This window comes from Marinobacter sp. UBA5687 (genome assembly GCF_002420325.1).
GTDB lineage: Bacteria > Pseudomonadota > Gammaproteobacteria > Pseudomonadales > Oleiphilaceae > Marinobacter > Marinobacter nauticus.
Genome location: NZ_DIHV01000139.1, coordinates 18,845 through 30,843 on the forward strand (window position 1 = coordinate 18,845; position 11,999 = coordinate 30,843).

An 11,999-nucleotide genomic window follows, 5' to 3' on the forward strand; every position below is an offset into this window, starting at 1 on the left:
TGCAGTCGGTCAAGCCGTTCAAGCGGATCCTGCAATTCCGCCAGCCGCTGTTTTTCCTGCTTATCCAGCGGCAGCAATTCGGTCAGCCTCCAGCCAATATGGCGGGCATCGTCATAATCCACATCCATTTCCAGATCCTTGACCACCGGATGCCGGAACAGTGCCCGCAAAACCGAGGGCAACTCATGGTAGCGTTCCGGCACATCGCTCTCGGCCTCGGCAATCAGGCACTCCACATCGCCGACATTGAGGCCATCCTCCTGCTGCCAGCTACGGACGACGGAAACCTTGCAATCTCCCTCAACGGTGATACCCAGCAAACCGTTATCCAGTTGCTGGAAGTCGATGATCCGGACGTAGGTGCCCATGTCGTAGAACGAGGCCCGGGCTTCGGTCTCGGCACCTTCTCGCAACAAAACCACCACAAAGCCGCGATCCTCCTTCAGGCAACGGGTGAGCATGTCGATATAACGGGGCTCGAACAGCTGCAGGGGGATTCGCCCCCCGGGGAGTATGATTGAATTCAATGGAAACAGCGGTACGTTCATAAGTTTTTCAGTCACTACCGGCCAGGCTCCTGCTGCGGCTTGGTCTATCGAATCGAAAGAAGCTTCTGCACTTCTTCCACCCGTTCCCGGGCCTCACTCAGCAGTTGCAGACTTCTGGAAGCATTCAGTTCCAGCTCGCCCAGCCGGCGCCATGCCGGCACCTGATCAAAGGCTGGAAGCCCCTCATTCTGGCTGGAGCCAATCATCGAATGCAGTTGGGCAACAATCACCACATCAACCAGTTGGGGCGCAGTTTCCCGGCACTCATGATGCCAGTCTTCCGCATGGCGCACCGCCTCCACGAAGGCTTTCGGGAACGCCCAGTTCTCAAGTACCGCGCACCCGACATCGGCGCGGAGTTCGTCGATGGCATGGTGCAGGTTTCTGTCATCGGCGAACAGATTGACGTGGTGCTCGGCCTGCACCAGCACAGGAACCACCCCGATATCATGCAGTAACCCCGCCAGTAAGGCTTCCTCAGGATCAATGCGTGTGGCGTGGTCCGCCAGCACCCAGCACAGCGCTGCCACCTCCCGGGAATGGCGCCATAGCTGCTCCATTTCTTTCTGCAATGCCGCCCGACGGGTCTTGAACACCTCGCGCATGGCGAACACCGTCACTAATTGCCGGGTGGTACGCAAGCCCAGCCGAACCACAGCCTCACGCACATTGCGGACATCGCTGAAACCGCGATAGAGCGGACTGTTGCAGGAACGTACCAGCTTGGCCGCCATGGCCGGGTCTGCCGACACCGCGGAAGCGACCTCGGTGGCCGACGAGTCCTCCCGGTCCACCACCCGCCGGACTTTCCAGGCCACATCCGGCACACTCGGCAGCTGGACTTGATTGGACCGCAGCTCAGAGTAGAACTCCATCAACAGATGGTGCTCTTCGCTCTGGTCTTCGTCGTGATCGGACGAGTCCATTTCCACCTGGGAAATGGGCGCCGCCCGCAGCATCTGGTTCAGCACTTCCTGCTCGATCACCAGAAACTCGCAGGGTTTGACCGCAGTAACGTCATACATCCGGGGCTGCAGGCGGGCTACTGGATTGAGGGCTTTATCGGTCTCAGCCTCAATGGTCGACTTACGACCATCAACCGATTGCAGCTCCACGGCGCCGGAAATCAGAAAATAATCCAGCCCATCCCGAACGCCCCGTTCCATGACCCTCTGCCCTGGTCCATGGGTTCTGCGCTCAGCCCGGCTGGCCAACAGCACAAGCTGATCGTCAGTCAGACGGCCCAAAGGCTGAAAACTTTTAAGACGACGTAACGGCAGGCTTTCCTGGCCGCCCATAGGCAGACTCCCCTGAACTGCTGGATAAAAAACGGGCATCACATGTTACGTATTGTAATCGCCACTCGGGAAAACAGCCATGCGAGCGGCGTCGAATCTGTTATCCTCTGGTCTTTAACTTTATCCGATAACCTAGGGAGAGAACCGCCTACCATGCCCCAGTATCGTTCCCACACCTCTACTGCCGGCCGCAATATGGCCGGTGCCCGCGCCCTCTGGCGTGCCACCGGCATGAAAAACGAGGACTTCGGCAAACCCATCATCGCCGTTGCCAACTCCTTTACCCAGTTTGTGCCCGGGCACGTTCACCTGAAAGACCTGGGCCAGCTGGTTTGCCGCGAGATCGAAGCGGCCGGCGGTGTTGCCAAAGAGTTCAACACCATTGCTGTGGATGATGGTATCGCCATGGGGCACGATGGCATGCTTTACTCCCTGCCGTCGCGGGAAATCATCGCCGACTCGGTGGAATACATGGTCAACGCCCACTGCGCCGATGCGCTGGTGTGCATCTCCAATTGCGACAAGATTACCCCGGGCATGCTAATGGCCGCCATGCGCCTGAACATTCCCACCATTTTTGTTTCCGGCGGCCCGATGGAAGCCGGAAAAACCAAGCTTTCTGAACACAAGCTCGACCTGGTGGATGCCATGGTCATCGCCGCCGATCCAACGGCGACCGATGAGATGGTCGAGGAATACGAACGCAGCGCCTGCCCTACGTGCGGTTCCTGCTCCGGCATGTTCACCGCCAATTCCATGAACTGTCTGACCGAAGCCATCGGCCTGGCCTTGCCCGGCAATGGCTCCATGCTGGCCACCCATGCCGACCGGGAACAGCTGTTCCTGAAAGCCGGTCGCCAGATTGTGGAGAATGCCAAACGCTATTACGAGCAGAACGACGCCAGCGTTCTGCCACGCAGCATCGCCTCCGTGGAGGCATTCGAGAACGCCATGACCATGGACATTGCCATGGGCGGCTCCACCAACACCATCCTGCACCTGTTGGCTGCGGCCCAGGAAGGCGGTGTTGAGTTCTCCATGGCCGATATCGATCGTTTGTCCCGCAAGGTTCCGCAGCTGTGCAAGGTTGCTCCCAACTCCCCCAAGTACCACATGGAAGACGTGCACCGCGCCGGCGGCATCATGGGCATTCTGGGTGAACTGGAGCGCGGCGGCCTGATCAACGTTGACCTGCCCACGACTCACAGCAAAACCATGCGTGAAGCCCTGGAAACCTGGGACATCATGCGCTCGCCAACACCCGAAGTGATCGAATTCTACAAAGCCGGCCCCGCCGGCATTCCGACTCAGACAGCCTTCAGCCAGAGCACCCGCTGGCCAAGCCTCGATGGCGACCGTGAAGACGGCTGCATCCGCTCCGTGGAACACGCTTATTCTTCAGAAGGCGGTCTGGCGGTACTGTATGGCAATATCGCCCAGGATGGCTGCGTAGTGAAAACCGCGGGCGTTGATGAAAGCATCTACGTCTTCGAGGGCAAGGCCCGGGTCTTCGAAAGCCAGGATTCCGCCGTAGCGGGCATTCTGGGTGACGAGGTCAAAGCCGGTGATGTGGTGATCATTCGCTACGAAGGGCCCAAAGGCGGTCCAGGAATGCAGGAAATGCTCTACCCGACCAGCTACCTGAAATCCAAGGGGCTGGGCAAGGACTGTGCACTGCTGACTGACGGCCGGTTCTCCGGCGGCACGTCAGGGCTCTCCATCGGCCATGCTTCGCCGGAAGCTGCTGCCGGTGGCGCGATTGGACTGATTGAGGATGGCGATACCATTTTGATCGACATCCCCAACCGATCTATCAATGTTCAGGTCAGTAAGGAAGAACTGGCACAGCGACGGGAAGCACGCGACGCCAGGGGCTGGAAACCGGAGCTACCGAGAGACCGGAAGGTATCCGCCGCCCTCAAAGCCTACGCACTGCTGGCCACCAGTGCCGATAAAGGTGCGGTTCGGGATTTGAGCAAGCTGGACTGAATCTGGACCACAAAAAAGCCCGCAAAGTGTTTGCCTTGCGGGCTTTTTTTATCCGGGGACTGGCGTTTACCAGAGCGACCAGCCACCATCTTCGTCTTCTTCGATGGCGTCTTCGGCAGAAGACTCGGTCTCAGCTGGAGCCGGTTCTTCCGGTGCCGCCTGCGCAGTTGCCGCCGGCGCAGACTGGCCCGCATCAGCGGCCGCCTGCTGCACGGTGATCAGCCCCAGAGCACGCTCGGTTTCCTCGTTCAGAATACCGGTTGCCTCAAGGCCGTTGTCTTTCTGGAAGCGGGTCAGTTCCGCCCGGGTCTTGTCATCCATGCTCGGGCTGACATTGGTGATGTCGTAACCGGCACCATAAAGCGCGTGCTTGAGCGCGACCACTTCATTGGCCTGGGCAACGGGTGCCAGACCCAGCAGGGCGACCGTTCCGACCGCCAGCGCCGTCCTGCCGATATGACGGGTGACTGTTTTCATGGTTCTCACCTGATCTACTCCTGGATATCTCTGTGACATCTGCTGTTCTGTTTTTATAGTGTGGCGCCTTCCTCTACGTATCAGCGCTTCCTAGACCATAACATAATTTAATCTTCGCGGGCCGGACCATTCTCGGGATTTGCCGGATCGGCATAGTGATACTGGCCAAATTCACGGATAAAAATGCCCCAGAATGCCATGAAAAGCGCCGCCACCAGCGGACCCATGACAAAACCATTGATGCCGAACATAACAATGCCGCCCAGGGTGGACAAAAGCACGAGATAGTCCGGCATTTTGGTGTCCCGCCCTACCAGCACAGGCCGGAGCAGGTTATCCGCCAGACCAATCACCACTACCCCATAGGCGGTCAGAATGATGGCCGGCACAATGTCCCCCACGGCAGCCAGATAGATAGCCGCCGGCACCCAGACAATCGCAGCCCCGACGGCTGGCAGCAATGAGACGATGGCCATGACCACCCCCCACAGCAAGGCTCCGGTAATGCCCAGTATCCAGAAAATCATGCCACCGAGCGCTCCCTGAATGATGGCGATCAGCAGGTTACCCTTGACCGTGGCACGGGTGACTTCCGCGAATTTGGCAAACAACAGACGCTCACGCTCATCACCCAGCGGCAAGGCGCGAATCATCAGCTCTATCAGTTTCTGGCCATCACGGATCAGGAAAAAGGCCAGGTAAACCATCAGAGCCAGCCCCAGAAAGAACTGAAAGGTGTTCTGCCCGATGCCCAGGGCCTGCTTGGCCAGAAACTGGCTCCCCCCAAGAAAGGCATTAACGGCGCGGTCCCTCAGATCCGCAAAGTTGATGTCAAACTGGGCCAGAAAGGCCTGGATGGCAGGAAACGACTGGTTAACCTGATCAATGTATTCCCCCGGCCGAATTTCTCCGGCCTGGATCTTCTGGTAGATCCCCATACCTTCCGCGATCAGCGCCGCGCCCAGTACCAGCACCGGAATCACCACGATCACCATACACACGAACAGTGTAATCAGGGCGTTTAATGTCGGCCGGTCGCCAAGTCTGCGTACCAGCAACTGCTGCACCGGATGGAAAATAAGAGCAATGGCCACCGCCCAGAAGATCGGGCCAAAGAACGGCTTCATCAACAGAATGAACGCAAGCGACACACCGAGCAGCATCGCCAGAAAAGTCCGTGTTTCAAGTTTTGCGTACATAGTTAAACAATTCCTGTCCAGAACATGCCCATCGGGGCCGATAGGGAAAGCAGACTACCACGATAGCGTGGCCAATGTAGCGGGGTTCGCGTTATAGTGGTTGGTTATCGATCAGCCAACAATACAGGTTATGTGGTTGGAAGCAGACAACTTTACCGTGGAGAGCGCGCTGGAGGCCGCACTGGAACTGCAGAAAGTGCTGGCAGCCCGAACCCATCGTCGCAAGGTGATGGGCCAGGAGGTACTCGTGCCCGGCCAGTTGGGCGAGGCTCTGCACCTGCCCAGAACCATCAGCCGCCTGAGTGGCAAGCAGCAACGATTGCGGGATCGCGGCCTGGAGGATTTCCAGGAGCTCTGGCCCACGCTGTCTGAATACACTCGCCAACGGGTTCTGGACGGACTTGGCTGGTACGACCCCAAGCAACTCGACTGGGAGGACAAGCGCTCCAACCGCCGGCCGTTGGTCGATCCTGACGCCTGATACGTATAACTGCGGAAGCCGAAGTGCGGGGCCAAGGCCCGGACTGACTTTGAAATGTCACACTTCGCCCTTACTGTGATCTGATCAGGAGGATAACTATGACAGACAATAACCATTACACTGCCATCCTGGCCCAGGGGAGCGCCGTGCCCACCCTGTTATGCGGGCATTGCCATTCCATTCTCTCCCGCGCCAGAATTTTCCGTAACCAGGGCGACGCCCATCAAGCCATTGAGTGCAACACCATCGGCCTGTGCTCCGCGGACGATTGCGGCGCGGTGAACTGCTGCGACGAGGCTCTGGCCCAGGTGGAAAACCCCGAACGCTTGTTTGACATCGCATCCTGATTCAATCTGGCAACGCTCTGTTACGCAACTCAAACACACAAAATTCCCATCTGATTTATCCTGACCTTCGACGATTGTCGTACCGATAATCACGCAACCACTCAGTCAGGACAGTCGATGGCATGCGTATTCTGAGAACCGACGAAGCCCGCTTCGCAGGCCTCCCGGATTACCCCTTTTCAGCACACTATCTGGATGTTGAGCCAGGTCTTCGGATGCACTATGTGGACGAAGGGCCAGCCCACGCAGACCCAGTGGTGATGCTTCACGGGGAGCCATCCTGGTCCTATCTCTACCGGCACATGATTCCGCTTGTCGCCGAAGCGGGCCACCGGGTTCTGGCGCCCGATCTGATTGGTTTTGGCAAGTCAGACAAACCCGCCGATGTCAGCGACTACAGTTATGACAGTCACATGCGCTGGCTGACCCACTGGCTTGAAACACTGGACCTGACCAACGTCACGCTGGTGTGTCAGAACTGGGGCTCACTGCTGGGATTAAGGCTGGCGGCAGAGCATCATCGCCGGTTCAGCCGGATCATTGTCGGCAACGGCATGCTGCCAACGGGGGACACCCGGGTGCCGGCCGTCTTCAGACTCTGGAAGGCGTTTGCCAGCCATAGCCCATGGTTTCCAATAGGGCGGATCGTCCAGCTTGGTACCGAGCGATCACTCAGCCCGGCCGAAATAGCCGCCTACGAGGCGCCCTTTCCGACACCGGGTTACAAAGCCGGAGCCCGGGCTTTCCCGGCACTGGTGCCAACGTCGCCCAGCGGCCCGGCCAGTGCCGCCAACCGGGAAGCCTGGCGCGTGCTGGAAAAATGGCGCAAACCCTTTATCACCTGCTTCAGCAACGGCGACCCGATTACCCGGGGTGGCGACCGTTACATGCAGCGGCGAATCCCCGGAGCCTTCGGCCAGCCCCATATCACCCTCAACGGCGGACACTTCCTGCAGGAAGATTCTCCCCGACAGTTTGCCCGGGTCATTCTGGACGCGCTCAAAGCCGAGATGGCGGCCTGATAGCCAGGCCCGCCTCACTCAGCCGAAGACTGTAACCGTTTGCCGGCTCAGGGCCACCAGTTCACCGGCCGGGGTCCAGATACCAGCATGAGTGTGACCATATCCGGCGCCAGCCTGGTCGATGGTTGCCCGGTACAGCAGCCAGTCATCCGGCTTCATGGCAGGCCGGGGATGGACAATCTCCAGCGCCCAGCTCAGGGAACTGGCTGGGGCCGGCCCCTTGAGATGCGGCAACAGCGCCGGTGGCCAGGCATCAACCAGAGCAACAATGTGGGCGTCGGTCATAGTCTCTGGGGCTTCCCGGAACTTCATCCAGCCCCCCATTTCGCGCCCGCCCTTACCGGAGAATGGCATATGGCCAAACGCCCAGCGCATTTCGATATGCCGGGTAAACTCCGGCGTCACTTTCGGGATATACGGAAGTGACTGACATTGCTCTGCCGCAACCGCTTCCGGTGCCGACGTCGGTGCCACCCGGACAGCAGACTCACGGTCGCCCCCCAAACTGGCAAGACAGACAAGGCGTGGCTCGCCATTCTGAAGGATCCGTCCCTGGACCTGGGATACTGCCTTTCCTTCACGCAGAACTTCGGCCTCAACACGGGCCGGCACATCCGCCTCTACGGGGCCGACAAAAGACACCTGAAGGGCCCGCATGGCGCGATCATCCGCCACCTTTGATGCCATCACCTCAAACACCAGGGCCGCTACCAGGCCGCCGAACGTTGCACGTCCCTGGCCCCAGTCTGACGGTATCACCACTTCGCCGTTATTCCGGACATCACCGAGAAGGTCATCGAACGTCATTTGTTTTAGATCCTGTTCATTAGCCTGCAAACCGGTAAGACTGCACCACTTACCGAAGCCTGACAATAGGCCGGCCCCGGCAACTACCTATCGATTGCCTGGCAATAGTCGTATAAAAACCACCCCAAACAGACTATAATGCGCCAAAATCATGCATTGCCTGTGCAGTGCGATACCCTCCGAATACCGAGTACATTCATGTCAGAATTGTCTTTTGCCGAACTGGGGCTGGATCCAGCAGTACTGGAAGCCGTCTCCGCCGTTGGCTATGAAACCCCGTCGCCCATCCAGGCGCAATCCATCCCTGCTCTGCTGGCCGGCAACCATCTGTTGGGCGTTGCCCAGACAGGTACCGGCAAGACCGCAGCCTTCGCCCTGCCGTTACTGAGCCGGATTGATGCGAACGTGGCCGAGCCACAGATTCTGGTACTGGCCCCTACCCGGGAGCTGGCGATTCAGGTCGCGGAAGCGTTTACCACCTACGCCAGCAAGTTCCGCAATTTTCATGTTCTGCCAATTTACGGTGGCCAGGATTTCTCACCACAGATTCGCGGCCTGAAGCGTGGCGCCCAGGTTATTGTGGGCACACCTGGCCGCATGCTCGACCATCTGCGCAAGGGCACCCTGAAGCTCGACGGCCTGAAGGCACTGGTGCTGGACGAAGCCGACGAAATGCTGCGCATGGGCTTCATTGATGACGTGGAAGCCATCCTGGCGAAGACGCCGGACACCTGCCAGCGCGCGCTCTTCTCGGCCACCATGCCGCCACAGATCAAGAAGGTTGCGCAGACTTACCTGAAAAACGCTACCGAAGTAAGAATCGAGAGCGAAACCCGCACGGTGGAACGCATCGCTCAGTTTGTGCTGCCGGTCTACGCCGAGCGCAAGCTGGATGCGCTGACCCGCATTCTGGAAGTTGAGCCATTTGACGCCTCGATCATTTTCGTGCGCACCAAGGCCGAAACCACCATGCTGGCAGAGAAGCTGTCCGCACGCGGCCACGCTGTGGCGCCCCTGAGCGGCGACCTGAACCAGCGTCAGCGCGAACAGACCGTTGAAGATCTCAAGCGTGGCAAAAAAGATATCATCATTGCCACCGATGTCGCCGCCCGTGGTCTGGACGTGCCCCGGATTACTCACGTTATCAACTACGATGTGCCCTACGACACCGAGGCCTACATCCACCGGGTTGGCCGTACCGGCCGTGCCGGTCGCACCGGCAAGGCTATCCTGCTGGTGACTCCGCGTGAGCGCAGCTGGCTGCGCACTCTGGAGCGGGCCACCAACTCCCCGATGGAACCGTACCAGCTGCCGTCACCTGCCGCCCTGCAGAAAATGCGGGTAGAACAGTTTGAGGCGCAGCTGCTGGGCTTCACCGACGATCCTCGCGCCGCCAAGGCCATCGCCCTGTTGGACGAGATCGCCGAACGTAACGACATGGACATGGCCGCCATCGCTGGCGCCATGGCCTGCTTGCTGGAAGCCTCCCAGCCGGATTCTCTGCCACTGGAACAGCCGGAAGCACTGCCCGAGATTTCCGCCGCGCCTCGCCGGGATCGCAAAGGCCCGCCTCCGGGCAAAGGCGGCTTCCGCAAAGGCGGCCCTGGCAAGAAGTTCAGCAAGGATGGCAAACCCGGCTTCCGCAAGAGCGGGCCGAAAGGTGGCAAGCCCGCCGGCAAGGGCGGCAAACCTGCAGGAAAAGGCCCCAAGCGCGCGCCGCGCTGAGGCCTGATTGGCTAGCCGGTCATTCTGACCGGCTACGCTGGTATACGACAAAGCTGTAGTCGTAAGGATTGTTGTCAGACGCAGAAAAATCTTCGCGCCCGATCTCTTCCCACTCGTCCCAGTTCACTTCCGGAAAGAAGGCATCGCCGTCCACCTCTGCGTGCACCTGAGTGATGTATATCCGGTCAACCATTGGCAGCGCTTCAGCATAGATCTGGCCTCCGCCAATAATCATCACCTCATCACCACCTTCAAGCTCCGCCTGGGCCTCCGCTTTCACCAACGCTTCGTTCAGCGACGCTGCGGCAACGGTTCCGGCTGGCGCCTGCCATTCCGGATTTCTGGAAATCACCACGTTCATCCGCCCGGGTAAGGGCCGGCCGATGGAGTCCCAGGTCTTTCTGCCCATGATAATGGGCTTGCCCATGGTGGCCTGCTTGAAGTAGCGCAGATCACCGGGCAGATACCAGGGCAGCTTGTTATTCCGGCCGATCACCCGGTTTCGGGCCATAGCTACGATGAGGGCCTTGCGCATAACGGGTTCCTTGGTCAAATCGCTATAGGGGCTTTGATCACGGGGTACGGGTCGTAACCTTCGAACTCGAAATCTTCCAGCTCGTAGTCGAAGATGGATTCCGGTTTACGCTTGATGACCAGCTTCGGCAACGCGCGGGGCTCACGCCTGAGCTGTTCGAATACGATGTCGTCCGTCAGGTGATTCCGGTACAAGTGGCAATCACCAAACGTGTGCACGAACTCGCCCACCCCCAGATCACACTGCTGCGCAATCATATGGGTCAGCAAGGCATAGGACGCAATATTGAAGGGCACGCCCAGGAACAGGTCGGCGCTGCGCTGGTAGAGCTGGCAAGACAACTTGCCGTCGGCGACATAGAACTGAAACAGACAGTGGCAAGGCGCCAGGGCCATGCGCCCCTCCCGCACGTTATCCTGCGGACTGATGGACTCGTCCGGCAGCTCAGCCGGGTTCCAGGCGGAGACGATCAGGCGCCGGGAGTTGGGCTTGGTGCGAATCTGCTCGATCACCTCGCTGATCTGGTCAATCACGCGGCCGTCGTGGCATTGCCAGCTGCGCCACTGCTTGCCGTAGATCGGCCCCAGATCGCCGTTTTCCAGCGCCCACTCATTCCAGATGCTGACTTTGCGTTCTGTCAGCCAGGTGTTGTCGGTGGAACCCTTGAGGAACCACAAGAGTTCATAAATGATGCTGCGCAGGTGGACCTTCTTGGTCGTCACCAGCGGGAATCCGTCCTGCAGATTGAAACGCATTTGGCGGCCGAACACCGAGCGGGTGCCCACGCCAGTACGATCACCTTTGTCGAATCCGTTATCGACAACATCCTGCATCAGATCGAGATAGGCTTTCATTGGGCGTTTCTCCGATAAGCAAGGAGCATCAGGGCGGCGCCGGCGGCAATCATCGGTGCAGAGAGCACCTGCCCCATCGTCAACCAGTCAAAGGCCAGGTAACCCAACTGTGGATCTGGCTGGCGAACGAACTCCACCAGGAAACGGAAGATGCCATAGCACACCAGAAACAGGCCGGACACTGCCATTCTCGGGCGGGGCCTTGAGGAGAACCACCAGAGAATCACGAACAGGAGTACGCCTTCCAGCGCGAACTGATATAACTGTGACGGATGCCTGGCAAGGCTGTCTGGCGCCTGCGGAAAGACCATGCCCCAGGCTACGTCTGTCGGTTTGCCCCAGAGTTCGCCGTTTATGAAATTTCCGATTCGCCCGGCACCCAGCCCGACCGGGACCAAGGGCGCGACAAAATCGGCGATTTTCCAGAACCCGGCTCCGGTTTTTCGGCCATACCACCACATGGCCAGCATCACCCCCAGCAGGCCGCCGTGGAAAGACATACCGCCTTCCCAGACCCGGAGCAACCAGAGTGGGTCCGCAATAAAGGCATCAAAGTTGTAAAACACTACGTAGCCAAAGCGGCCACCGAGAATCACGCCCAGAGCCATATAAAACAGCAGATCACCCACCTGCTCTTCCTGCAGTGGCGACCAGGGCTTGCGGGACCGAAGACGGCCCAGCCACCAGCCCGCAGCAAACCCGACCAGATAGGTCAGG

At 59.1% G+C, this 11,999-nt stretch carries 13 protein-coding genes; 5 read left to right on the forward strand and 8 right to left on the reverse strand.

Annotated features, from left to right (window positions below; genetic code table 11):
- Together B3Y70_RS15470 and B3Y70_RS15475 are read right to left on the reverse strand one after the other, a co-directional pair.
- The coding region (locus B3Y70_RS15470) for an LON peptidase substrate-binding domain-containing protein (protein WP_349678906.1) at positions 1-548 on the reverse strand (548 nt) is incomplete at its 3' end.
- Between the two features lie 44 nt (positions 549-592).
- Positions 593-1,846, reverse strand: coding sequence for an HDOD domain-containing protein (locus B3Y70_RS15475; protein ID WP_286893623.1), 1,254 nt, complete (start codon positions 1,844-1,846; stop codon positions 593-595).
- A gap of 153 nt (positions 1,847-1,999) precedes the next feature.
- Here B3Y70_RS15475 and ilvD point away from each other — a divergent pair, with 153 nt between their 5' ends.
- The gene (gene ilvD / locus B3Y70_RS15480) at positions 2,000-3,835 is read left to right on the forward strand and encodes a dihydroxy-acid dehydratase (protein ID WP_014420655.1); all 1,836 of its coding nucleotides are present in this window, start codon (positions 2,000-2,002) and stop codon (positions 3,833-3,835) included.
- Between the two features lie 66 nt (positions 3,836-3,901).
- Here the strand turns inward: ilvD and B3Y70_RS15485 are convergent, their stop codons facing one another.
- A complete protein-coding gene (locus tag B3Y70_RS15485) occupies positions 3,902-4,312 on the reverse strand; it encodes a peptidoglycan-binding domain-containing protein (RefSeq protein ID WP_286893627.1) in 411 nt (136 codons plus the stop codon).
- A 107-nt stretch (positions 4,313-4,419) separates the two neighbouring features.
- Positions 4,420-5,511, reverse strand: a complete 1,092-nt coding sequence (locus tag B3Y70_RS15490; protein ID WP_011785884.1) for an AI-2E family transporter — start codon at positions 5,509-5,511, stop codon at positions 4,420-4,422.
- A gap of 130 nt (positions 5,512-5,641) precedes the next feature.
- On the opposite strand from B3Y70_RS15490, the gene B3Y70_RS15495 reads away from it, so the two are divergent.
- From B3Y70_RS15495 to B3Y70_RS15505, 3 genes are all read left to right on the forward strand, one after another.
- Entirely contained in the window at positions 5,642-5,992 is a 351-nt protein-coding gene (locus tag B3Y70_RS15495) for a hypothetical protein (protein WP_014420653.1), read from the forward strand.
- Between the two features lie 98 nt (positions 5,993-6,090).
- Positions 6,091-6,339 (forward strand): hypothetical protein, encoded by a 249-nt coding sequence (locus tag B3Y70_RS15500; protein ID WP_011785886.1) that lies wholly within the window; start codon positions 6,091-6,093, stop codon positions 6,337-6,339.
- Between the two features lie 122 nt (positions 6,340-6,461).
- Positions 6,462-7,361 (forward strand): haloalkane dehalogenase, encoded by a 900-nt coding sequence (locus tag B3Y70_RS15505; protein ID WP_286893631.1) that lies wholly within the window; start codon positions 6,462-6,464, stop codon positions 7,359-7,361.
- Positions 7,362-7,379: 18 nt separating this feature from the next.
- Here B3Y70_RS15505 and B3Y70_RS15510 read toward each other — a convergent pair whose 3' ends face one another.
- Entirely contained in the window at positions 7,380-8,168 is a 789-nt protein-coding gene (locus B3Y70_RS15510; RefSeq protein ID WP_286893633.1) for an acyl-CoA thioesterase, read from the reverse strand.
- A gap of 198 nt (positions 8,169-8,366) precedes the next feature.
- On the opposite strand from B3Y70_RS15510, the gene B3Y70_RS15515 reads away from it, so the two are divergent.
- A complete protein-coding gene (locus tag B3Y70_RS15515; protein WP_022991977.1) occupies positions 8,367-9,893 on the forward strand; it encodes a DEAD/DEAH box helicase in 1,527 nt (508 codons plus the stop codon).
- Between the two features lie 19 nt (positions 9,894-9,912).
- Here the strand turns inward: B3Y70_RS15515 and B3Y70_RS15520 are convergent, their stop codons facing one another.
- The 3 genes from B3Y70_RS15520 to lgt form a co-directional block, all read right to left on the reverse strand.
- Positions 9,913-10,428, reverse strand: coding sequence for a dihydrofolate reductase (locus tag B3Y70_RS15520; RefSeq protein ID WP_014420650.1), 516 nt, complete (start codon positions 10,426-10,428; stop codon positions 9,913-9,915).
- 14 nt (positions 10,429-10,442) lie between these two features.
- On the reverse strand, positions 10,443-11,282 hold the full coding sequence (locus B3Y70_RS15525) for a thymidylate synthase (protein ID WP_286893636.1): 840 nt from the start codon (positions 11,280-11,282) through the stop codon (positions 10,443-10,445).
- On the reverse strand, positions 11,279-11,999 hold a 721-nt coding region (gene lgt, locus B3Y70_RS15530; RefSeq protein WP_288590055.1), incomplete at its 5' end, for a prolipoprotein diacylglyceryl transferase. The genes lgt and B3Y70_RS15525, both read right to left, overlap by 4 nt.